Here is a 20061-nt window from a genome sequence, read left to right on the forward strand (position 1 = left end):
GGAGAGCGCCCGCGGGACCTAGTTGCCGAACTGTCCTGCGTCGAGCTCGCCGACATCGGTCCGGTGGAAGTTCTGGAACGAACGGGAGGCGGTGGGTCCACGCTGGCCCTGATATCTGGAACTGTACTCGCTCGATCCGTACGGTTTCTCCGCGGGCGAGGAGAGACGGAAGAAGCACATCTGACCGATCTTCATCCCGGGCCACAGTTTGATGGGGAGTGTGGCGACGTTGCTGAGTTCCAGCGTGACGTGTCCGGTGAATCCGGGGTCGATGAACCCGGCGGTCGAGTGCGTCAGGAGGCCGAGGCGGCCGAGCGAGCTCTTGCCTTCGAGGCGGGCGGCGACGTCGTCCGGCAGGGACACCTGCTCGTACGTCGAGCCGAGGACGAACTCGCCCGGGTGCAGGATGAACGACTCGTCCGGCGCCGTCTCGATGAGGCGCGTGAGCTCCGGCTGGTCTTCCGCCGGGTCGATGTAGGGGTACTTGTGGTTGTCGAACAGTCGGAAGAAGCGATCGAGGCGCACGTCGATCGAGGAGGGCTGGATCATCTCCGGCGAGTACGGGGCGAGGCCGATGCGGCCGGCGTCGAGTTCAGCTTTGATGTCACGATCCGAGAGCAGCACGGTGCAAGTGTACTGGCACGACGAACATCGCCCCGTCGGACTCGAGACGAGTCCGACGGGGCGATGTTCGTCGTGCGTGTTCACAACTCAGGAGCGCTGCGGCGTGTCGATGCCTCTGCGACGGGTATCGGCGGCGACACGCCGGGACGCTCCTGAGTTGTGAACGGGTAAGGAGTCGGTCAGCGCAGTCCTTCGACAGGCTCAGGGACCGGATCCGATGCGGGAGCAGGAGCAGAGGCAGCCGACGGCGCGTCAGGAACCGATGCCGCATGCCTCGGGTAGCGCGGCGTCGAGACCGCACCGCCGAGCAGCACGCCCAGCGCCGGCCACCGCAGCACCGCCCATCGAGCAGCCGCGAAGTACACGGTCTCGACGACCGCGACGCCGCCCACGACGATCGCGGTCTGCTGCGACGGGTCCACGACCGCCCCGAGCCGGTCCGCGACCACCGCCGTCAGCGAGACCACGGCGGCTGCGACGAGCGGCGGGATCCCCGTTCGCACGACCGAGGTCCAGAGATCACTCACCCCCGCGTATCGGGGTGCACGCGGCCAGCCGAGGAGTGCGCCGAGGAACGGCATCCGTTCCTCCGCCCAGCGGATCACGAGGTAGTAGAGGTTCTGGCCGATCGCGATCGCGAAGGCGGTAGCGGCGAGCTGCGCAGGCCCGGTGAAGTCGAGGAGCGTGTGGGCGGCGAGCCACGCGACGATCGACCCGATCGCGTAGGGGACGTAGGTCCTCACGTAGGCGAGGACGCGGTCATCGGTGGTCATGGTGCTCCTGTTCTCGGAGTCTGGCGGGGACCTTCGGCAGGTCCCCGGAGTGGATGCCGCGTTCGAACGCGGCACGTCTGGTTCGGGAGAGGACTTCCTGTGTGCGGCGGCGCAGGGCGGCTTCGCGGTCGAGGTCGTCCTCGAGTTCCGTGTTCCTCCGCCGCAGCCGTTCCACCTCACTCCGCTGGTCGGCGGCTCTCCCGGTGAGCCCGCGCCACAGTGCGGTGAGGAGTCTCGGGAGGACGCCACCGCTCAGGACGGCGGTGATGAGCGCAGCGATGACGACCGGGTGCAGGAGGACGTCGATCCATGTCATTCCGGTCCCTTCTGGTCGCGGTGGTGAGCAGCGCGGGATTCGTGGGCCTCGCGCGCGTCGCGGGCCTCGTGCGGTTCGAAGTCGTGACCCCGGATGAGCGAGAGGCGGACGACGAACAGCCCGGAGGCGATCAGGACGAAGCCGAGATGCGCGGTGCGCGACAGATCCGGAGCGGTTCCGAGCACCCCGGGATCGAGCGCTGTGACGACGCCCGCGTAGATCCCGGTCGCTCCGAGCGCGCACCAGATGCCGAGCCGCTCCACCCTCCACCAGCCGCCGAGGACGGTGCTCGCCCCCACGACGCCGCCGAGGATCAGGAGGACGGACATCGCCGTGGTGAAGACGGGGCCGAGGGCGCCCTCGACGGTCGGCGGCGGCGCCGAGAGGGTGACCGCGCCGAGCCCGGCCGCCGCGACGTAGTAGGCCCAATAGATCGCTTTGAGCCGTCGGGGCTCGCGGATGGCCATGAGCGATGCATGCACGGTCGCGACCGCGGAACCGATGTTCGCACGCAACGATCGCAGGATCGCGCCCGACCGGCCGGACGCCTGAATTCCCCGCGACCGTCGCCGGTGAACCGGGCGCGCGCCTTCGAGGATCCAGGCGTCCAGCCGGTCGTGCATCAGCGTGCCTGCCGCGCGAGCGTCTTCAGGTGGTCGTCGATGATCTGGACCTCCTGCGGGTTGAACGTCTCGGGTTTCGGCGCGGACTGTTCGCTCTCGATGAGCCGCTTGAACAGGTTGTAGACCTGCATGGTGGGCAGGGCGAGCCGCCCGTTCGGGGTCACGAGGTACCCCGTGCCGTTGGTGTCCCAGATGAGGAACATGGTTCTCCTTCGTGTGGTGCCGGGTTCGGTGGTGTGCTGCCAGGGGACTTCGTCGTGGGAGACGCCGTCGATGCGCAGCTCCGAGTGGAGGTGTTTCGCTGTGACGTTGCCGGTGGCTCCCTGGATGCCGATGGGCTGTCCTCGCCGGACGACTTGTCCTGGCGTGACAAGGAACCTGGACTGGTGGCAGTACCAGGTCTCCCATCGGCGACCCGCGACGACACCGTGATCGATGACCGTGCGGTTGCCGTACGAGCCGTCGGCTGCGGTCCGGGAGACGGTCCCGTCCCGCATCGCGACGATCGTTTCCCCGTTGCCCCAGCCTCGGTCCGTGCCCAGGTGGCGCGCCGGCGAGGTCGGCGTTGCGGGCGGGGCGCCCCACGGGGCCGTGATGTTCCCCGGCGATGGTGCGGACAGATACGCGGTCATGGTGCGTCTCCTTCGTTCGACGCTGCGTTGGAGGTCAGTTGGCCGGCCCGAATCGAGTGATGAAGTGCCGCATCACGAACGTGAGGGTGCGCCCCGTGTTATGGAAGAGAACCAGCTGGATGCTCGCTCCCGGCGCTGCCGCCAAGGCTGGAGTGGTGCCGGTCAGGATGTCCTCCTGCCCGCCGGCGTTCCAGGAAAGACGGTGCATCGAAGCAGTCCCGTCGAGCATCGTGGACTTGACGTCGACGCACACTCGCGATCCGAGGGCGGTCGGGACGCCGCTGATTTCAGAGCGGATTGTGAGCCCGTACTGGATCAGACCGCCCTTGGGAAACGCGAAGCCGCTCGCGGTTGGAGTGACGATGCTGCTCGCCCACGACGATGACGCGCTCGCGGACAGCGCCGGGGTGAGACTGTGCGTGACCACAGCCCCGGACGCGAGCGTGATTGCCGACGTGAACGTGGTAGCGATCGGCCCGTCCGGCAGCCACTGCCCTCCGGTCCGCGCCGCACCGTATCCACCGGAGACCACGTACGCGCTCTGACCGTCCTGGGCGGCGAAGGCGAGGAGCTCGGCCGGCGTGCGGACTGCGACCGTTCCGCCTGCCGCGGCCGTGTACAGGTGCGTCTGGTTGATGACGACACCGGGCGAATTCGTCGACGTCGCGGCGGATGGCACCGTCGCCGTGGCCAACTCCAGGGCGCCGAGCGGAAGCGTCGGCTTGACCGGCGAACTGCTCGCGGTCCCCTGGGTGACGCCGAACTCCGGTGCGTCCGCGGTGTCACCCGAAGCGGAGAACCGGGCACGCACCCACACCACGTCGATGCGCGAATTCGCTGCGGGCGCCGCCGTCGTCGGCACGTTGGTCGTGCCGTCGTTTACGACCAGTTCAACACCGACACCGGTGCGACTGACCACCGCCTCGAACGCCCCGACCGCGTAGGCCATCGACGACGTCGACGTCACGATGGGGATGAAATGACGGGGGATGACGCCGAGCCGCGGTGCCCCGGTCGTGTCGCGAACGATGAGACCCGCGATGATCCGACGGGTGTCTGCGATGGACAGGCCGGTCGGAAGACCGGTGGGAAAAGTGTTGGTCAGTGCCATGGAGTACTCCTTCGAAATAGATGTTGGTGACGCCGGATGGGTCGGCTCCGCGTCAGAGCGCGTAGACGTTGATGCGCACGTACATGAGCGATCGCATGGTCGACTCGGCGCTGCTCCACACGGAGATGACGTTCGTCCCGGCTTCGAGCACGGCCGTCGCGGTCATGGTGTTCGGGTGCCCGCCGGGGGTGCCTTCGTTGTGCAGACGCACGCGATCACCGACCACGATCCCGTTGGTGGTCGGTCCAAGCCGGATGTCGTCGAAACCGGCAGAGTTCTGGCTCGCGTACCACTGGTAATTGACCACGATCAGCACACGTCGTTTGAACGGACTGACATACGTGGTGGACTTGGCCAGTTGCGCGGTGGCATTCGGCGTGATGTCGGCCCTGGCTTCCACGTAGTACTTGTGCAGCGCTTCTGTGGTCACGAGATCGGCGACGACCATCCAACCTGAACCGGTGTACTCGTAGCTCGTCGAATTCGCGACCACGAACGCCTGTTGTCCAGCGATGGCCGAGAACGCAGTCATCTCCGCGGCCGTTCTGAAGCTGATCGCCGCGCCGGCCGCAGCCGTGTAGAGGTAGGACTGCGTGATGACCACGCCGGGTGAGTTCGTTGCGGTCGCAGCAGACGGAACCGTCGCCGTCGCCAGTTCGAGCGCGCCGAGGGGAAGCACCGGCTTGACCGGTGAGCTGCCCGCCGTTCCCTTCGTGACACCAAACTCCGGAAGATCTGCGGCATCACCAGAGGTGTTGAATCGCGATCGCACCCAGACCACGTCGATGCGGGAGTTCGCCGCGGGTGCTGCGGTCGTCGGCACGTTGGTCGTGCCGTCGTTCACGACGAGCTCGACGCCGACGCCGGTCCGGCTGGTCACCGCCTCGAACGCGCCGACAGCGTATGACATCGACGACGTCGCCGTCACGAGCGGGATGAGATGGCGAGGGATGATCCCGAGCCGCGGCGCCCCGGTCGTATCGCGAACGATGAGACCCGCAACGATCCGACGGGTGTCGGCGACGGACAAGCCGGTCGGGAGGCCGGTGGGGAAGGAATTGGTCAATGCCATGAGGTGCTCCTCGGAAAAGGGTGATGCCCGCCTCGGGAGTCGAGACGGGCATCGGAATGATGGGGTGGTTGTGCGTGCGTGCGGCGCCGTTCGGGCCGCGCGGGTCAGCGTCGGCCGAGTCGGCGGCGCCGGATCAGGGAATGACCTCCGCGAGGATGCTGAGCCCGGCGACGTTCACGTACTGATCGAAACCGAACGCTTCGACCGTCACGGTGAGCGGTGTATTGGCGGGGACTGCGACGACCCAGGACTTCGCCCCGCTGCCGTACATGCTCGCTCCACCGCTCACGCGGATGCAGGTGGCGAGGGCGAGCATCGAATCCTGTCGCCGGGAGTCCCGTGTCACCACGCCATCGATCGAGAACGTGATGTCGGCCGTCCCACCCGAGGCAGCGCCTCCAACCGACACCTTCAGCCGCCCGGACACGCTGCTCAAGGTGACCGACGGCCTGGCGGCGTTCGTCCAACCTGTGCCGGAGAACCCGAACACGGAGGTGTTCTCCGCGTACTTCGTCACACGCAGCCCGTCGATGAAGTCCGCCTGCCTGGCGCGTTGCGACCCGGAGGCCACTTCGAGCAGGTCGAGGCGCCGGGAGACCTCGCTCAGCCGGTGGATGAGGACGTCGTATCCTTCGCCTGGTGCTTTCGGGTCAGCCATCGTAAACCTCTCCGCAGGTGACCTTGATCCAGTCGCCCTGCTCATCGCCGGACAGTCCGGCGATCCGCCGGGTGAACTCGCCCACCGGCACGTAGTCGCTGTTGCGGACGACCACACGGACGAGGTCGCCGACGTTGTATTCGATGAGGAACGGGGACGCGTCGAGACGGACCCGGAAGGACCAGAACTCGGACGGTTTGAGGCTCGTCCGTGCTCGTTCCGCGGCGAGCCCGTCGAGGACCGTCTGTTCGGAGACCGAGGAGTTCGACGAGTCGACCGCTTCCATGAGCGGGAACCCGGCGTCCACGAGTCGGCGGTCGAAGTACCGGGAGACGAGCACCCGGTCCGATGACCGTCCCGCAGTCGCCCAGGAGATGGAGGCCATCTCGGTCGGGTCGGTCGTGACGCTCACCCCGGACCCGGCGGCTTCATCGGCCTGCAGCTCCCAGGTGTGGACGGATGGGCTCTGCAGGCGGGGTTCCGCGGCAGTGCCCGACTCGTAGACCCACTCGAGGTCGCGTTTGTCGCCCCGCCGCAGCTGCAACCGGATGTCCGGGCCGTTCTCCTCATCGGAGAGGTCAGCAAGCGCGGCATCCACCTTCGAGAGGTCGACGGCCGCGTAGCTGCGAGTGATCGAACCGGGACGGTCCTCATGGAAGACGATCGGGAGTTCGAAGCCCGGCCACGACATCGCCTGCTGGATGAGCCGTTTTCCGACGGTGCCGAGGTCGACGCCGCTGATCGTCGTGTCGAGCGAGGTGTCCGGGATGCCCGCCGGAGTGACGAGCGATGCGGTGAGCGCGCGAGCGGGGAGGACCGTCCGCCGTCCGAGCAGCACCCGGATCCCCCGCACGCTGAGCTTCAGACGATGGTCGTCCTCATCCCAGTCGTGCGGCAGGATCGGGCCGCCCAGGAATCGACCGTGCTCCTCGATCGCGATGCAGTGCTTCCACGGCGTCGCGAGGTTGCGCCAGTCGAGCGCCCGGTTCGCGGGGTCGCTGAGGTCGAGGGTGACGCTGACCGTCTCGGCCTCGTTCGCGCGCATCGACCAGGACGCCTGCTCCGGCTCGAATTCGGTGAGGATCTTCCCGGTGAGGGTTTCGAAGACGTAGTAGCTGGTCATGCGAACCACGCAGACCGCACCATGGCGTCGAGTCCGGCCGTCTCGTCCGAGTCATCCAGATCGAGTTGGACGCGCGTCGTCGAGTACGGGGCGACATCCCACCACTCACGGATCGTGAGGTAGCGGGAGACGTCCGACTGGCCGTCGATCCGCGCCTGGCGGGTTCTGGTGTCGATCTCGACGAACGAACCCGCCGGTACGGGGCGAACGAAACCGATGCGCTGCGCGGTGTCGACGTTGGTCAGCGTCGCCTTCGTGAATCCACCGCGCAGGCGGTAGACCGGTGACGATGGCGCGGAGCCGCGGTTCTCGAGGGAGACGCGGCCGTCGGATCCGCCCGGCTGCCAGACGAGCGGCCACACGGCCGGCCAGACGAGACCGCCGCCGGACGTCGCCGGACCGGTCGACGCCCAGGAGTCGCCCACCGAATAGCGTCGGGGATCCCTCGCGACACAGTCGAAGGTGAACTCGCCGTTGGGACGGCCCAGGTGGTCCTTCATCTGCGCGACCCGGACCGAGACGGTCCGGGCGGTCGCCCGGAGGTCGTCGGTGACGATCATCTCGACCGACGTTTCGGCGAGCGCCGCGGACATCCGCTCCCCCGCTTCGAGCACTTCGGCCGCGGTCTCCCCCAGGTACACCGCGGTGAACGACACCACGGCGGCGGAGCGGAGCGATCGGTTCGACCCGAATGCCCCGTGGCTCTGCGGCTTCTCCGTGATGCCGACCTTGTCATCGGTGAGGCTGTACCAGTCCACCAGCTCCTGGAACACCCATCCCGTGGTGGCCGACCCCTCGAAGGTCGTCGGCCCCAATTGGATCGTCGTCATACTGCGTTCAGTCCTCTCAACATCTCGCGACCCCACTGGCGTGCTTGCACACGCGGGTCGTCCTGCACGGTGGTGATCTGCTGGGTGAGGTGGATCTGGCGACCGTTCCCGCCACTCAGCGAATCGATGAACGCCGGCGTCAGTGGGACGACGGCTTCGTCATAGCGGCCTTCACCGATGTTCGCGATGATGCCGCCCGGCCTCGACGCGACGATGCCGCCGGCGGCGAGCTGCGGGATGCGCGGGAGGCTGAGGCCGAAGGTCTGTCCGGCGAGCGCGCCCAGCACAGGCCAGTTCGGGATCGTGACGCGGATCGTGTTCAGCCCGTCGATCGCCCCATTGATGAGGCTGATGATCGCGTTGATCGGTCCCTTCACCGCTCCCAGGACCCCGGCGAAGGCGTTCTGCACGAACCCGGCGATGCCGGAGAACGCGTTCTGGAAGAACGATCCGAAAGAGGACACAGCGGCGATGATGCCGTTCCAGATCCCGCCGAAGAAGGAGCTGATGCCGGCCCAGGCGCCGTTCCACACGCCCACGATGAACCCGATGACGGTGGAGATGATCGTCGACACGATGTTGATGTACGTGGTGACGGCGAGGACGATGACGTCCCAGATCATCGTGAAGAAGTCCACGATGCCCTGCCACGCCGTGTTCCAGACCGTGATGATCACGTCGATGACGGTCTGGATGATCGTCCAGACGATGTTCAGGTACGTCGTGACGGCGAGGACGAGGAAATCCCAGATCGTGGTGAAGAAGTCCACGATCGCCTGCCACGCCGTGGTCCACACGAGGACCACGAGCGCGACGCCGTTGGTGATGACGTCGTTCACCCAGGTGATCGCATCGGTCACCACCTGGACGATGAATGCCCAGAGGCCGGTGAAGAAGTCACCGATGGCCTGCCACATCAGGTTCCAGCCGAGCGCGATCGCTGCGACACCGGTCGTGATCACGTCGTTCACCCAGGCGATGGCGTTGGTCACCGCTGCCACGACCGCGTCCCACACGGCCGTGAACACTTCCACGATGCCTTCCCAGACCGTCGTGAAGAAGGACACGAGGTTGGTCCACGTCTCGACGAAGAACGCCGAGATGTTCGCCCAGATCTCCTTACCGAGCTCCGTCTGGGTGAAGAACCAGATGAGCGCCGCGACGAGCGCGATAATCGCTACGACGATGAGGCCGATGGGATTCGCGTTCAGCGCGACCGTGTACGCCCATGTCGCGGCGGTCGCGATCCCGCTGGCCACGGCACCCGCCAGTGTTGCTACCCTGCTTGCGATGCTCGCGATTCGGTCCTTGACCATCAGCGCGGTCTTGGCGGCGGTGGCTTTTGCCGCCTTCCCCAGCTCGATGATCTCCTTGCCGAATTGCATAGCCGCTTGTCCGGCGCGCATCGCTTTGTACGCTCCGGCGAGGACGAACCCTGCCGTCGCAAGCCCACGAACAAGTCCCTCGTTCTTCTTGAGCACGTCTCCGAGGCCCTGCATCACCTGAGCGAGCGGTTGCGCGCCGAGCTTCACGAGATCGCTGAACTGGTCGGCTGCAGCGGAAATGGCGGGCGACAACGGCGCGAGCGCGTTCGTCGTCAAATCAGTCACGCTCGACTTCGCTCCAGCGAGTGCTTCGCCGAGCTGCGAGACTCCGCCTCCGGCGAGCTTCGCACTCGCCTGTTCGAGCGCGATCACCCCCTCGATTCCGCCCTTCAGGTCGAGCGCCGTGGAGATCGACTTCCCGAGCTTCGCTGCGGATGCCTCGATCTCCGAGAAGCTCTTCGTCAGACTCTTCTTGACCTCTTTCCCTCCCGCTTCACCTCCCTTCGCGATCTCTTTCGCGATCTGTTTCGCGACCCCCTTGGTGATGGAAACCACGCTCACGCTGAGCGGCTCTTCTTCGGCCATCGCCGACCCCTTTCGTCCGGTCTGGATGTGTTGACGCGGCGACGGACGTCGCCGCGATGAGCGGGTGTTGGTTCGGCGTCAGTCGCCGGTGCCGCGGTTCTCCTCGAGCAACCGCATCGCCTGATCCGGCGAGAGCGCGGTGTGGCCGATCCGTTGAGCACCTCGCTCGGGCCAGGGCCGTTTCATCGGCTTGAACTTCTTGCCGAGACGGTTCGCTTCCGAGGAGTCGAAGATGTTCGCGAGCATCATCCATTCGCGGGAGACCGGGTGGTCCCAGCCGTGGATTGCGGCGTGGAGGACGGATTCCGGGTCCCGTGCCGCGACTGACAGGCACGCGGCCACTTCGGTCACGGAGACGGTCCGGCCGATGTCTTTCACGGACCAGCCGAACCGCCTCAGTTCGTAGATGAACTCGTCTGGATGGTCGTCCGCTAGTCGACGGACTTCTGCGATTTTCCCAGTTCGACGTGCTCGCTCCAGGCGCTGAAGACCGGTTCGATGTCCTCGAGGTCGATGACGGACTGCAGCTCCTCCGGCAGGACGAGTTCGTAGAACACGGAGAGGATCGTGACACCGACCTGCTTGTCGTACTCGTCCTTCACGGCCTGCGTGGTGAGCGTGGGGCGGCGGATCTCCGACTGGGCGGTGAGCAGGCGCGGCGGGATGCGGCCGGGCAGTCGGTAGACGACGCCGTCGTAGTCGATGTCGAGCGGCTGCTTCTTGCGGGTCGTGATGGTGATGGTTCCGGACATGGGTACTCCTCAGCAGGTTGCGGCGGGTTGACGGGTGGTCCGCCGGTGGACGGCAGTTCGTGCTGCCGTCCACCGGCGGAAGAGGAGGGACGTGCGCACCCGCTCGGACGCACGTCCCGGTCTGTGGGCGCGGGCCGCCGACGCACCGGAGGGTGCAGCCGACGACCCGCGGATGATGCGGCTGTTACGCGCTTGCGAGCTCGGGGATGAACTCGACGTACGAGTTGCCGCCGATCGTCGCCGACGGGTAGGCGGAGATCGTCAGCTCGTAGCCGACCGCCTCACCGGAGGTGAACGTCTGGTCGCCGACCTCCGTCACCTCGCCCTCGGGGATGTGCACGCGACGCACCTTGGTGCCGTCGATGACGTCGAGCACGAAGGAACGACGCCCGCCGGTCTTGCCGGGGTCGACGGAGACCTTGCCGGTCGCGTCGACGGTGGAGCCGGTGAACAGGCCGACGCCCGCCGCGGTCGTCTCGATGAGGGTGAACGCGAACGTCACACCGGAGTCGGTGACGACGGTGCGCACCTTCGCGGCGTTCTGCCACGCGATGATGTCGGAGGTCGAACGGGTCGTCGACTTCGTGGTTCCCGCATCGGAGAGGTATCCGAGGTCGGTCCAGATCGCGGGCAGGACCGCGCTCGCGGAGGCGGGGGCCGCCGTTCCGACGGGCGCCGTGTACCACGCGCCGGTGACCGCAACTCGAACTTTGCTGCTATCCAAAGCCATTGCTGGCTCCTTTCAATTGATGGGTGCGCGATGTGCGCGTGGACATCTCCGGAAGTGTCGGAGAATGCTTCCCGCTGTGCGGGTGTGGGCGGCGCGGCCGGGTGAGCCGGGCCGGGGCGGGGCGGGGCGGTGCACGGTGGAGCAGGCGGGCGTTCGCCAGTGGTCACGGCCCGACCGGCGTGAGCGCGGTGCCCCGGTGCCGGATCTCGAAGACGATGCGGATGCGGCATCGGGACGGATCGTCGACGAGCCGGAGCTGGCCGATGCTCGTGGTGATCCGGGTGATCGGTCGGCCGTCGCAGAACGTGCCGTCGCCGCGTGCTGTGAGCAGCGCTCGCACCATTCGGGCGAGGTCGCTCGCGACGGTCTCGCTCGTGTCGGCGATCGTCACCGTGAGGAGCGAGGTGTCGAGCGTGTCCGACTCCCCCGCGCCGCCTCCGTAGGCGACGGTCACGAGCTTCGGCGTCGACGCCTGGTCCGTACGGGCGACGGTGACGCCGTTCGTGTACGACTCCGGTCGGCGATCGAGTTGGGATGCGAGGCCGGCGATGACGACCGCGACGATGTCTTCGAAGAGGATCGCGGTCATCGGCTGCACCGTGCCGCTCGTTCCTTTGCCCGCTTCGGGCCGTTCTGGGGGTGCCTGGTCATGGTCGGTCTCCTGACTGGATCGGTGACGGTGCGCAGTCGCCGATCCACCGCCCCTGGGAACAGGTGACGGAGGATCGGCGGATGCCGCCTGCGAGGATCGCGGTGCCGGTGTCAGCCAGGGGTTCGACGAATGGACCACGCCTGTCGTCTCGGCGAACCTGGATGCGGTCCTTGCCGAGTGGGCGGGTCCTGGCGGAAGTGGTGATGCTGCACGGACCGCGGAAACGCAACAGCCCCGTCGATGTGACGGGGCTGTTTTGCGGCGCCATGAAGTGGCGCAGGAACAACTATACGAGTCTCGATTCGCCAACGCAAGTCCAGATTCGAATTTGTGTTCGATTCTTTTCGAAGTGATCGGCGCCGCGGCTCATGCGGACACCACCGTTCCAAGCTCTTCGCCGAGCTCTTCGATGGCGCCCAGTCCGTCCCATTCGGTGCGGCAGGCGCGGCAGACAGCGCGGGGCCGAACGGACTCCGCGGTCCCGTAGTCGTGGTACTCGACAACGAGCGGGAAGGGCGCGGAGATCCCCTCGGCGCCCTCCCAGTGCGTTGCGCCGCACACCGGGCACGCTGACCGCAGCTCGACCCGGCGGGGTGGATCCAGCTTGGCCTCGATCGACCGCAGCCAGCCGCGCAGTCGTTCGACGTACCCGTCGAGCGCCGGCGCGGCGGCGCGCTCCCACTCAGGGCCAGGGCGGCCACGCTCGACGGCATCGCACCATGCGCGCAGGTCACGGACGAGATCCTTCGTGACGGGCACACCGGCGAGGCGGCACCAGTCGGTGATCGACGCCCGGATCTTGGCGGCCTGGAACAGCGCATCCGAATCGAGGACGTTCATCGCCCATCGATCACTGCCCGATCGTCGCCCGCCGGAGCCGGTGGATGAGGCGACCGCCGCTGCGAGACGAGCGAGCGCAGCCGGCTGGACGACCGTATGGACGCGCAGCCATGCACCGTCATCCGCACGCTGGGGAAGGTGCTCGACGTGGTCGAGCGTGAGCGCATCGACGGCTTCTCGGAGATCACTCATGGGCGACTTCCTTCCGAACCATCCGCCTTCGCCGCGGCAGGCTCCAGTACGCGGTGGCACACGCATGCGCCGTTCCCGCACATGTACGGGGTCTTGCATCGCGCACAGCAGCGCCGCCCGCCCATCCGATCGTTCTGCCCCGCGAACGCCATCCCGGTCCGCTTCGAAACGCCTCTGTTCATCTTCTTCACCCATCTGGACGCGAGCGCCCCGTGCCCGCATCGCGGGTTCATTCACGAACATGATTCAGCGCAAAGTCATGCATGACTCTGCGCAAACACGAAGGTACACACGACTCTGCGCCAAGTCAAAGGAGCTTGGCGTTTGGACAGAGTCACATTGCCCTCTGTTCCTGCGCAGAGTAGGCTCGACGCCATGACTGCGAACAGCTGGTGGAGCTATGTGGAAGGCACGCTCGACGGAGACTCGGCGTTGGAGGCGGGCCGCAAGGCCGGTTTCGATTCGTCGGCTTTCACGAGGTGGAAGAAGGGCGCCAGACCGGACGTCGATTTCGTCGTCCGGTTCGCGCGCGCGTACGAGCGTCCGGTCGTCGAGGCGATCGCTGCGGCCGGCTTCATCACGGACGCCGAAGCTGGACTCCGAGAGGTGCAGGTGGGGCTCCACGAGCTGAGCGATCTCGAGCTCGCCCGAGAACTGCTCAGTCGCGTCGAGGCCCGCTCCCTGCCGCACGCGGTCCCTGACCTGACGGACAGTGTCGGTGGCTCGCGCGAACCTGTGGACCTGTTCAGCGTGAGGCTCGAAGCAGACGAGGTGGCCGCATCCACGGACGACTCGTCGCTCGATCCGGATCGCGGATGACACATCGGGGATGACGGCGCGGAAGCGCTCACGACACGGCTTGGGGGACGGCGATCAACACACGATACGAGGTGGACGAGGCCGATGCTCCGGGCACGCAGCCCGCTCCAGGTGCGCGCAGTGCGGGTTCCAGGCATCTGCGTGAGCACGTGTACGGCATCGACTGCTGGATCGACGATCCGCGTGCCGTCGATTACGACCCCTGGCTGCACGCCGATCGGCTCGGCATCCCCGTCATCGCTCGTGAAAACCTCCCCACACCCCAGATGGTCGCGTGCTACTCGGCCAGGCAGGGTGCGATCTTCATCCGCCCCAATCTGCACGGGGCCGTCGAGCGATGCGCGCTCTCCCACGAGATCGTCCACTTCGAGCACCGGGACATCGGGACCACGCGTCGTCAGGAGGATCGGGCCGATCGTTTCGCAGCGCGGCGGCTGATCCGTCCCTCCGTGATCGCCGCTCTCGCTCAGGAGACGAACGATGTCGGCGTGTGGGCCCTCGAACTCTCGGTCACCGAGCGGATCATGCGCGCCTACCTGCAGGTGCGTCGTGAACTGGAGACGGCTGCCGCGCAGTAGCGGCGGTGACGAGTGCGATGCAGGCGCCGGGACCTCGCTCAGGCTCTCACGCCGCCGGGGTGCCGCTCGGTTGTCGGTCGGCGTCGGGCTGCTATCGTTGTGAGCACCGCGCCCTCCCGGGGGCGCTCACGCGGATGTAGTTCAATGGTAGAACTTCAGCTTCCCAAGCTGATAGCGCGGGTTCGATTCCCGTCATCCGCTCCAGCACTGGGGTCCAGGCCCCTCATCTCCTCTGAAACTTGAGGTAGATGAGGGGCCATCCTTCATTTATCCTGCATTTTCAGCGAAACGCTCGAGTACATCGGACATGTCCGGACGATCTGTCGGCTTGGTCACATACCGCTTTTCTGTGACTAGCGTCCCCTCGTGGCCGAGCTGCTGACTTGCCGCTGCGAGTCCACGCTCAGATGCGATCAGGGTGGCCGCAGCTTTCCGGCACTTTCCAGGAGTGATCCACTCGACAGGTGTACCAGTAACGACCGTCATCCACTGCTGCCTGACGTTTTCGGGCCATCGGAGAGTCCCATTCGCCGAGGGGAAAACCCACTCGCAGTAGGCGTTGACTCGCCTACGGATCAGCATGTCGACGACGAACCGAGGCAGAGTGAGGCGGCGTAGCGACGAACGCGACTTCGGCTTGTCCTGGCGAATCAGACCCTTGCCCGGCGCTCGCACGACGGTCGCGGCGATCGTGAGCTTCCCAGCTTCGAGGTCGATATCGTCCCAGCGCAGAGCAAGCACCTCACCCGGGCGGGCACCGGTGCCCGCGAGAACGTCAGCGAACCCTGCAAGATCATGCAGGGAATCACCGCGGTATCCCGGGCGAGCGTCGTACTCTGCCATGAGGCGGCGCAGCAGGATGATGTCTTCAAGGTCGGGCGCGCGCACAACTGCTGCTTCAACGGGCGGGAGGTACAGATCCGCGGCGGCATTCGACGTCGCCGCGTTGTGCCGGATCGCCAACGAGAACATGCCATTGAGAACCACACCGAGCATTCGCGCCTGAGACTCGCCAGCGCTGGCCGCGACCAGGTCGACGAACCGCTGCATTCTCGCTGGACTCGCCTCACGGATGCGCAGCGAACCCACGTGCTTGTTCAGGTGGGCGTTGATGACGGACGTGTATCGCGTGATCGTCGAGATGGACCGACGCCCCTGCGTGTTGATCTCTTCGATCCACTGCTCAGCGAGCACGGTAAGCGTCGACTCGCGCGTGAGGTACTCCACACTGGGGGTGAGCCGGTCGCGAAGCGCCTGCACGAGGTTCCGTTCCGCCTCCGCCGGCGTTTTCCCCTGACGTTGCAACGGGCGTCGCACACCGTCGGAGTCCCGGTAGTAGGCGAATGCCGTGTGCTTCCCCTTGACGATGGCTCGCCGAATCTTCCCGTAGGTCTCGAGCTGAAGGGGCGGTCTAGCCATGCCTGAAGCCTTGTCGGAGCATCCGCATGTACTGGCGCATGACTAGCTCGGTTACGTTGAGCTCCAGTGCGATTACGGCCGGGTCTTCGGTCTCGCCCTCGAATTCCTCGATGCGGCTAGGCCGGATCAGGCGCCTCGCCGAGATGCGGTCCGCTCGATCCTCCTGGGACTTCGTTGTCCCAATGTCGTTGTACTCGTAGTGGACGATCTCGTGGGCGATCGCGCACCGCTCCACAGCGCCGTGGAGGTTATGCCTAACGAAGATCGCGTTGTAGCGACTGGAGTAGCACGCGACCATTCGAGGAGTTGGCAGCTCTGCCTTGGGCACAATCGGGACCCCTAGCATTTCGGCGTGAGACCAGGGGTCATAGTCGAGCATGCAGGATGAGTCGATCATGACGTCGCGGCCGTACATGCGCCCCCCGAAGGCTTCCGGCTGCGGTTCGTAGAGTGCGAGCGTCAATGCGTCCCCCTGTCTGGATCCACGGCGGAGTCGTCGTGGCTTGCTGCAAGATCCTCAACACTGAGGTCAACGGTGTTGAGGTCGATAGCTTCGCGCTTGCGTCCGACATTGCGTCCGATGGGCGTGACGCGTGCGCTGGTCTCGGCGTCTTTCTTCTGGCGCGCAGTTGCTCGCTCGACGATGTCGTGTGGCTCGACACCAAGGGCCATGCCGATCTGGTAGAGCGCCGGCACGGGGATATCTCGCTTGCCATTCAGGTACCGCAGGAGTGTTCCGCGGACCAGGCCAGAGGCGCTAGCGAGTTCGTCGATGGTGAGCTGAGCAATGGCGCGTTCTGCGCGGAGCTGGGCGGCGACGGCTTCACTGAATGACTGCATGTTGGTATCCACATGGGTGAGACTACACCCATTTTGGGTACTCCTGGTAGCCAAATCTGCCCTTTTTTCAGCTTGACCAGCACCAAATGGGCACGTACAGTGTCCGTATGGTTACCGAATCAATCACAAACGAGGTCGCGGACAAGGTCGCAGCGACCATCACTCGTTCTGGAAAGAGCAAGTTGTCGGTTGCCGAGCAAGCGGGAATCCCGACCACCACTTTCAACCGCAAGATCAACGGACACGGGGACTTCTCTCTCCGGGAACTCGATCTGGTTGCGAAGGCGCTCGGGGTAGATCCGGCCACGTTCCTCCCTCTCGCGTTTCGCCAGGAGAGCAGGTTGACCGCATGAGCGGCGGCGGCGTTCTCAGGGTGAAGCCTGCGGCGGAGTACGTCGGGGTCGCGGCTCGCACGCTCTACAACCTCAAGTCCAAGGGGGAGGGGCCCACGGCGCACAAGAACGGGCGCTTGACGGTCTACTACCCCGCCGATCTCGACGAGTGGCTCAAGGCCCGTCTCGTCAAGGAAGGCGACACCAAGTGACTGCTGTCATTTCCCTCCTATCCGCTGGTGACGCCCAGCGTCTCACTCAGCGGATCAAGCTCACCGCGTCGGTGGTCCGCGACAACCTCTTCAAGCTCCGCAACCTCGTTGACGAGGCGAAGAACTCGAACGCCTGGCAGGTCCTCGGATTCAAGTCCTGGACCGCGTACCTCTCGGACACTCTCGGCGATGAGCCGATGCGCCTCGGCCGCGAAGAACGCCAGGAACTCGTCGGCTACCTTGCAGGCGAAGGCCTCAGCAGCACAGCCATCGCCCCCATCATTGGCGTGACGGACCGCCGTGCCCGTCAGCTGGTCGCGGAGGTCGGAAATGATTTCCGACCTGAGCCCGACCTCGAGCCGCTCCCGCCCGCCAACCCGTTCACGGGCGAAGTGATCGACGCCGACGAGCTCGGCAATGACGGCATGACCGACGTCGAGCGGAACGCTTACGCGGAGTCGTACCACCAGACGGTGGGCAATAAGACGATCAGTGAAGCGGAGAAGGCCGCGTATCAGACCGTCAAGACGATGGGCCTCGATGGCAAGGAGTACACGCGCCCCTCTGCCCCATCTGAACCACGGCGCCGGTCGCTTGTCGACGACGCATTCACCGCCAACACGAGGCTGTGGGAAGCCATCGAACGCATCCGATCCATCCGCAACGACGACCGCTACACACGAAACAAGGCCGACATCCTGGCTGCCCTACAGCCAAGCGCCGACCTTGCCCTTGAGGTCCTGAACGACCTCTTCGAACCCCAGAAGGAGAACTAGTTATGCCCGCTCAGAATACCGCACTCAAGGCCGTTACGCTCGACCACCCGTCGCACAAGAAGATGGAGATCGAGATCGTCAAGGTCACCCCGGAACTCGCTTCCGAGTGGCTGGGCGTGAACCACGGCAACCGGAACCAGCGTTCCATGCGCATTGACCTCTACGAGCGCGACATGCTCAACGGCAACTGGCTCGTCACGGGCGAGACGATCAAGTTCGACTGGAACGGCCGTCTCATCGACGGGCAGCACCGACTCGAAGCTGTCGTCGGGTCCCGGGTGTCCATCACCGTGATCGTGGTCCGCGGCCTCGACCCGAACGTTCAGAAGGTCCTGGACACGAACGCGAAGCGCTCGGCCACGGACGCCCTCGGGTTCCACGGCGTCGAGCACATGCGGTCCATCATTGCCACGACGGCGAAGATCGCGAACGCTCGAGCGACCGGTCACCTCCGGTACTCGCGGGACACCGTCGAACCGCTGATCACAAACAGCGAGGTCCTCGACTGGTACCAGGAGAACCAGGACGTTGAGCACGCTGCCGCTCTCGCCAGCCGTGTCGCCCGCAAGCTCAAGGCGACACCGAGCGTCCTCTCCTACATCATCCTCGAGATGACGCGGAAGGACCCCGTCGCGGCGATCACGTTCATCGACGACCTGGAGAACTTGCGCACCAGCGGCGAGGGCGACCCCCGCTTCACGCTCCTCCGTGCGCTCGAACGTCAGTTCAACGACCGGGTGCGTCGCTCCAACGCGGCGCAGATCAGCCTCTTCTACCGCGCATGGAACGCCGCCCGCGCAGGCAAGCGCATCCGCACGCTCCCCCTCGACGGCAGCAACGCCGGTGCTCGTGGTGTCGAGATTCCGGAACTGATCTGATGACCGCCATCAAGATCGGTGAACGGTACCGGTGCACGTGGCAGGGGATTCAATTCGGGCAAGTGGGCGTTGTGACGCACCGGGATTCGGGGAACCGCTTCCGGTTCGAATGCGAGCGCGACGGCGACGTCCTGTACGTCCACCCCGACTACCTCGAACCCGTCGCTCCGCCTGTCCCGCCGTTCTCGAATGGTGACGTGGTGAAGCTCACCAGCCCAGACGGTGAGGTAACGCACCAGGGGCCGATCTCCGGCGACGTGTGGCTGGGGAGGACTCCTGGCGAGCGAATGAGCGTCACCATTTGGCTGGATGCCGGCTACTCGCTTGAGGTGGTTGAACACGCACCGAAACCACTCCCGACAGTCGATGGTCACTACCTGAGTAAGGGTGGTGTCGTCTACGAGCTTCATGAGGGTGAATGGTTCTGGGCCGGTGACTTCGGCAAGCCGGAGTCACATCAGTTCATGGTCAATGTCAGCCCTCTGACGCGTCTCGTCGCTGAGGTGTCCGCATCATGACCATCCTCCTCGCAGCCCTGTTCGCTGCCGCCGCGGGTTACTTCCTTGGTCGTACCCACAAAGCCCGACAGAAGGTGACGGGATGAGCGGCAAGCAGAAGTTGGAGATTGCGCTCTATGAGACTGGATTTCAGAGGCCGCGCACGTTGTGGCAGCGCCTCACGTACCCGGCTCTGCGGGAGGTGTTCGAGTACGCATTCAAGTACGGGTACGCCAATGGTCACATGGATGCGCAGTCGGAACTATCCGAAGACGAAATCGCTGACTGGTTCGCTCGTCACTCATCTCCCGCAGTTAGCCGCGTCGTCGATCAGGGCGAGCGCGTCATCGCCGAACGCGCCGAAGACGGGGTGATGGGATGAGCGACGAACTTCTCCCCGCTCGGTGCCTTTGTGGATTGTGCGCCGATGCCTGCGCATCGCGCTGGCTCAAGCCATGTTGCGGAGCCTGCATGGACGGCACTCCGTACGAACAGCCAGAAATCGTCTGGCCTCTCCAGGACTGACCACCAGTCCTAGCCCTTGTCGCTTTCGTCGGCGACTTGGGCGCTGATTGTCGATCCGTTTTTCGACGATCCCAGCACCACCCAGCACCTCTCGTTGAGGGGTCGCGCTCGTTCTTTGACAACTCCACAGCGATGCCCCGAAAACAAAGCAGGGGCACCCCACGGTGTAGCGACCGGTGGGGGTGGCGGACGGTAAACCGCCTGCCGGACATACGACTAGCAGCTCGTGGGCCGGTGCAGTACCCCTTCCTGTCTTGGAGGGAGCGTGTCAGTGGGAGAGGTCCCCATCGCTGAACGAGACAGGAGGGGGCGTCGTTCACCATCGGCAGATCGCCTTTCGGGGCGGT

Annotated in this window: 27 protein-coding genes and 1 tRNA gene; 9 read left to right on the forward strand and 19 right to left on the reverse strand. The window is 65.6% G+C overall.

What is annotated here, in order from left to right:
- Nucleotides 1-18: 18 nt before the first annotated feature.
- The 16 genes from dcd to ACQ3HB_RS05240 form a co-directional block, all read right to left on the reverse strand.
- On the reverse strand, nt 19-624 hold the full coding sequence (gene dcd, locus ACQ3HB_RS05165) for a dCTP deaminase (RefSeq protein WP_430918367.1): 606 nt from the start codon (nt 622-624) through the stop codon (nt 19-21).
- Nucleotides 625-803: 179 nt separating this feature from the next.
- Nucleotides 804-1397 carry a hypothetical protein gene (locus tag ACQ3HB_RS05170; protein WP_430918369.1) on the reverse strand — a complete coding sequence of 198 codons (594 nt, stop codon included), beginning with the start codon at nt 1395-1397 and terminating at the stop codon, nt 804-806.
- Nucleotides 1384-1713, reverse strand: coding sequence for a hypothetical protein (locus ACQ3HB_RS05175; protein ID WP_430918371.1), 330 nt, complete (start codon nt 1711-1713; stop codon nt 1384-1386). Before ACQ3HB_RS05175 ends, ACQ3HB_RS05170 begins: the two co-directional genes overlap by 14 nt.
- On the reverse strand, nt 1710-2336 hold the full coding sequence (locus ACQ3HB_RS05180; RefSeq protein ID WP_430918373.1) for a hypothetical protein: 627 nt from the start codon (nt 2334-2336) through the stop codon (nt 1710-1712). Before ACQ3HB_RS05180 ends, ACQ3HB_RS05175 begins: the two co-directional genes overlap by 4 nt.
- Nucleotides 2336-2968: a M23 family metallopeptidase gene (locus tag ACQ3HB_RS05185; RefSeq protein ID WP_430918375.1), complete on the reverse strand. Its 633-nt coding sequence runs from the start codon at nt 2966-2968 to the stop codon at nt 2336-2338. The genes ACQ3HB_RS05180 and ACQ3HB_RS05185 overlap by 1 nt, the downstream gene beginning before the upstream one ends.
- A 34-nt stretch (nt 2969-3002) precedes the next feature.
- Nucleotides 3003-4079 carry a hypothetical protein gene (locus ACQ3HB_RS05190; protein ID WP_430918376.1) on the reverse strand — a complete coding sequence of 359 codons (1077 nt, stop codon included), beginning with the start codon at nt 4077-4079 and terminating at the stop codon, nt 3003-3005.
- 52 nt (nt 4080-4131) lie between these two features.
- Nucleotides 4132-5151, reverse strand: a complete 1020-nt coding sequence (locus ACQ3HB_RS05195; RefSeq protein ID WP_430918378.1) for a hypothetical protein — start codon at nt 5149-5151, stop codon at nt 4132-4134.
- Between the two features lie 133 nt (nt 5152-5284).
- The gene (locus ACQ3HB_RS05200) at nt 5285-5809 is read right to left on the reverse strand and encodes a hypothetical protein (protein ID WP_430918380.1); all 525 of its coding nucleotides are present in this window, start codon (nt 5807-5809) and stop codon (nt 5285-5287) included.
- Nucleotides 5802-6941 (reverse strand): hypothetical protein, encoded by a 1140-nt coding sequence (locus tag ACQ3HB_RS05205; RefSeq protein ID WP_430918382.1) that lies wholly within the window; start codon nt 6939-6941, stop codon nt 5802-5804. The genes ACQ3HB_RS05200 and ACQ3HB_RS05205 overlap by 8 nt, the downstream gene beginning before the upstream one ends.
- On the reverse strand, nt 6929-7762 hold the full coding sequence (locus ACQ3HB_RS05210; RefSeq protein ID WP_430918383.1) for a hypothetical protein: 834 nt from the start codon (nt 7760-7762) through the stop codon (nt 6929-6931). Before ACQ3HB_RS05210 ends, ACQ3HB_RS05205 begins: the two co-directional genes overlap by 13 nt.
- The gene (locus tag ACQ3HB_RS05215; RefSeq protein ID WP_430918386.1) at nt 7759-9672 is read right to left on the reverse strand and encodes a phage tail protein; all 1914 of its coding nucleotides are present in this window, start codon (nt 9670-9672) and stop codon (nt 7759-7761) included. Before ACQ3HB_RS05215 ends, ACQ3HB_RS05210 begins: the two co-directional genes overlap by 4 nt.
- A 78-nt stretch (nt 9673-9750) precedes the next feature.
- Nucleotides 9751-10050: a hypothetical protein gene (locus tag ACQ3HB_RS05220; RefSeq protein WP_430918388.1), complete on the reverse strand. Its 300-nt coding sequence runs from the start codon at nt 10048-10050 to the stop codon at nt 9751-9753.
- A gap of 53 nt (nt 10051-10103) precedes the next feature.
- On the reverse strand, nt 10104-10424 hold the full coding sequence (locus ACQ3HB_RS05225) for a hypothetical protein (protein ID WP_430918389.1): 321 nt from the start codon (nt 10422-10424) through the stop codon (nt 10104-10106).
- A 184-nt stretch (nt 10425-10608) separates the two neighbouring features.
- Entirely contained in the window at nt 10609-11154 is a 546-nt protein-coding gene (locus ACQ3HB_RS05230; RefSeq protein WP_430918391.1) for a phage tail tube protein, read from the reverse strand.
- A gap of 163 nt (nt 11155-11317) precedes the next feature.
- The gene (locus ACQ3HB_RS05235; RefSeq protein ID WP_430918392.1) at nt 11318-11743 is read right to left on the reverse strand and encodes a hypothetical protein; all 426 of its coding nucleotides are present in this window, start codon (nt 11741-11743) and stop codon (nt 11318-11320) included.
- A gap of 429 nt (nt 11744-12172) precedes the next feature.
- The gene (locus tag ACQ3HB_RS05240; protein WP_430918393.1) at nt 12173-12838 is read right to left on the reverse strand and encodes a hypothetical protein; all 666 of its coding nucleotides are present in this window, start codon (nt 12836-12838) and stop codon (nt 12173-12175) included.
- Nucleotides 12839-13213: 375 nt separating this feature from the next.
- Between ACQ3HB_RS05240 and ACQ3HB_RS05245 the strand changes: the two genes are divergently transcribed.
- From ACQ3HB_RS05245 to ACQ3HB_RS05255, 3 genes are all read left to right on the forward strand, one after another.
- Nucleotides 13214-13657, forward strand: coding sequence for a hypothetical protein (locus ACQ3HB_RS05245; RefSeq protein WP_430918395.1), 444 nt, complete (start codon nt 13214-13216; stop codon nt 13655-13657).
- Between the two features lie 71 nt (nt 13658-13728).
- Nucleotides 13729-14235 (forward strand): ImmA/IrrE family metallo-endopeptidase, encoded by a 507-nt coding sequence (locus tag ACQ3HB_RS05250; protein WP_430918397.1) that lies wholly within the window; start codon nt 13729-13731, stop codon nt 14233-14235.
- Between the two features lie 130 nt (nt 14236-14365).
- A tRNA-Gly gene (locus ACQ3HB_RS05255) sits at nt 14366-14439 on the forward strand.
- Nucleotides 14440-14502: 63 nt separating this feature from the next.
- Here ACQ3HB_RS05255 and ACQ3HB_RS05260 read toward each other — a convergent pair.
- The 3 genes from ACQ3HB_RS05260 to ACQ3HB_RS05270 are packed head-to-tail and all read right to left on the reverse strand — an operon-like array spanning nt 14503 to nt 16494.
- On the reverse strand, nt 14503-15654 hold the full coding sequence (locus tag ACQ3HB_RS05260; protein WP_430918399.1) for a tyrosine-type recombinase/integrase: 1152 nt from the start codon (nt 15652-15654) through the stop codon (nt 14503-14505).
- Nucleotides 15647-16117 (reverse strand): ImmA/IrrE family metallo-endopeptidase, encoded by a 471-nt coding sequence (locus ACQ3HB_RS05265; protein WP_430918400.1) that lies wholly within the window; start codon nt 16115-16117, stop codon nt 15647-15649. Before ACQ3HB_RS05265 ends, ACQ3HB_RS05260 begins: the two co-directional genes overlap by 8 nt.
- Nucleotides 16114-16494 (reverse strand): helix-turn-helix domain-containing protein, encoded by a 381-nt coding sequence (locus ACQ3HB_RS05270; protein ID WP_430918402.1) that lies wholly within the window; start codon nt 16492-16494, stop codon nt 16114-16116. The genes ACQ3HB_RS05265 and ACQ3HB_RS05270 overlap by 4 nt, the downstream gene beginning before the upstream one ends.
- A 107-nt stretch (nt 16495-16601) precedes the next feature.
- On the opposite strand from ACQ3HB_RS05270, the gene ACQ3HB_RS05275 reads away from it, so the two are divergent.
- The 6 genes from ACQ3HB_RS05275 to ACQ3HB_RS05300 all read left to right on the forward strand — a co-directional run bounded on the left by ACQ3HB_RS05275 (nt 16602) and on the right by ACQ3HB_RS05300 (nt 19571).
- Complete coding sequence (locus ACQ3HB_RS05275; protein ID WP_430918404.1) at nt 16602-16847, forward strand: helix-turn-helix domain-containing protein; 246 nt, start codon at nt 16602-16604, stop codon at nt 16845-16847.
- Nucleotides 16844-17038, forward strand: coding sequence for a helix-turn-helix transcriptional regulator (locus ACQ3HB_RS05280; protein ID WP_430918407.1), 195 nt, complete (start codon nt 16844-16846; stop codon nt 17036-17038). The genes ACQ3HB_RS05275 and ACQ3HB_RS05280 overlap by 4 nt, the downstream gene beginning before the upstream one ends.
- Entirely contained in the window at nt 17035-17814 is a 780-nt protein-coding gene (locus ACQ3HB_RS05285) for a hypothetical protein (RefSeq protein WP_430918408.1), read from the forward strand. The genes ACQ3HB_RS05280 and ACQ3HB_RS05285 overlap by 4 nt, the downstream gene beginning before the upstream one ends.
- A 2-nt stretch (nt 17815-17816) precedes the next feature.
- A complete protein-coding gene (locus tag ACQ3HB_RS05290; protein WP_430918410.1) occupies nt 17817-18692 on the forward strand; it encodes a hypothetical protein in 876 nt (291 codons plus the stop codon).
- Complete coding sequence (locus ACQ3HB_RS05295; protein WP_430918411.1) at nt 18692-19210, forward strand: hypothetical protein; 519 nt, start codon at nt 18692-18694, stop codon at nt 19208-19210. Before ACQ3HB_RS05290 ends, ACQ3HB_RS05295 begins: the two co-directional genes overlap by 1 nt.
- Nucleotides 19211-19292: 82 nt before the next feature.
- Nucleotides 19293-19571: a hypothetical protein gene (locus ACQ3HB_RS05300; RefSeq protein ID WP_430918413.1), complete on the forward strand. Its 279-nt coding sequence runs from the start codon at nt 19293-19295 to the stop codon at nt 19569-19571.
- The last annotated feature ends 490 nt before the right edge of the window (nt 19572-20061 follow it).

Source organism: Plantibacter lichenum (genome assembly GCF_050587525.1).
In the GTDB taxonomy this organism is placed as follows: Bacteria; Actinomycetota; Actinomycetes; order Actinomycetales; family Microbacteriaceae; genus Plantibacter.

Excerpts from the sequence above, each read along its gene's own strand:
- ACQ3HB_RS05300 (WP_430918413.1), top strand. The coding sequence starts at position 19,293 with ATGAGCGGCAAGCAGAAGTTGGAGATTGCGCTCTATGAGACTGGATTT.
- ACQ3HB_RS05290 (WP_430918410.1), top strand. The coding sequence starts at position 17,817 with ATGCCCGCTCAGAATACCGCACTCAAGGCCGTTACGCTCGACCACCCG.
- ACQ3HB_RS05210 (WP_430918383.1), bottom strand. The coding sequence starts at position 7,762 with ATGACGACGATCCAATTGGGGCCGACGACCTTCGAGGGGTCGGCCACC.
- ACQ3HB_RS05235 (WP_430918392.1), bottom strand. The coding sequence starts at position 11,743 with ATGACCGCGATCCTCTTCGAAGACATCGTCGCGGTCGTCATCGCCGGC.
- ACQ3HB_RS05270 (WP_430918402.1), bottom strand. The coding sequence starts at position 16,494 with ATGCAGTCATTCAGTGAAGCCGTCGCCGCCCAGCTCCGCGCAGAACGC.
- ACQ3HB_RS05185 (WP_430918375.1), bottom strand. The coding sequence starts at position 2,968 with ATGACCGCGTATCTGTCCGCACCATCGCCGGGGAACATCACGGCCCCG.
- ACQ3HB_RS05295 (WP_430918411.1), top strand. The coding sequence starts at position 18,692 with ATGACCGCCATCAAGATCGGTGAACGGTACCGGTGCACGTGGCAGGGG.
- ACQ3HB_RS05280 (WP_430918407.1), top strand. The coding sequence starts at position 16,844 with ATGAGCGGCGGCGGCGTTCTCAGGGTGAAGCCTGCGGCGGAGTACGTC.
- ACQ3HB_RS05260 (WP_430918399.1), bottom strand. The coding sequence starts at position 15,654 with ATGGCTAGACCGCCCCTTCAGCTCGAGACCTACGGGAAGATTCGGCGA.
- ACQ3HB_RS05245 (WP_430918395.1), top strand. The coding sequence starts at position 13,214 with ATGACTGCGAACAGCTGGTGGAGCTATGTGGAAGGCACGCTCGACGGA.
- ACQ3HB_RS05225 (WP_430918389.1), bottom strand. The coding sequence starts at position 10,424 with ATGTCCGGAACCATCACCATCACGACCCGCAAGAAGCAGCCGCTCGAC.
- ACQ3HB_RS05175 (WP_430918371.1), bottom strand. The coding sequence starts at position 1,713 with ATGACATGGATCGACGTCCTCCTGCACCCGGTCGTCATCGCTGCGCTC.
- ACQ3HB_RS05215 (WP_430918386.1), bottom strand. The coding sequence starts at position 9,672 with ATGGCCGAAGAAGAGCCGCTCAGCGTGAGCGTGGTTTCCATCACCAAG.
- ACQ3HB_RS05195 (WP_430918378.1), bottom strand. The coding sequence starts at position 5,151 with ATGGCATTGACCAATTCCTTCCCCACCGGCCTCCCGACCGGCTTGTCC.
- ACQ3HB_RS05230 (WP_430918391.1), bottom strand. The coding sequence starts at position 11,154 with ATGGCTTTGGATAGCAGCAAAGTTCGAGTTGCGGTCACCGGCGCGTGG.
- ACQ3HB_RS05190 (WP_430918376.1), bottom strand. The coding sequence starts at position 4,079 with ATGGCACTGACCAACACTTTTCCCACCGGTCTTCCGACCGGCCTGTCC.
- ACQ3HB_RS05200 (WP_430918380.1), bottom strand. The coding sequence starts at position 5,809 with ATGGCTGACCCGAAAGCACCAGGCGAAGGATACGACGTCCTCATCCAC.
- ACQ3HB_RS05275 (WP_430918404.1), top strand. The coding sequence starts at position 16,602 with ATGGTTACCGAATCAATCACAAACGAGGTCGCGGACAAGGTCGCAGCG.
- ACQ3HB_RS05170 (WP_430918369.1), bottom strand. The coding sequence starts at position 1,397 with ATGACCACCGATGACCGCGTCCTCGCCTACGTGAGGACCTACGTCCCC.
- ACQ3HB_RS05240 (WP_430918393.1), bottom strand. The coding sequence starts at position 12,838 with ATGAGTGATCTCCGAGAAGCCGTCGATGCGCTCACGCTCGACCACGTC.
- ACQ3HB_RS05180 (WP_430918373.1), bottom strand. The coding sequence starts at position 2,336 with ATGCACGACCGGCTGGACGCCTGGATCCTCGAAGGCGCGCGCCCGGTT.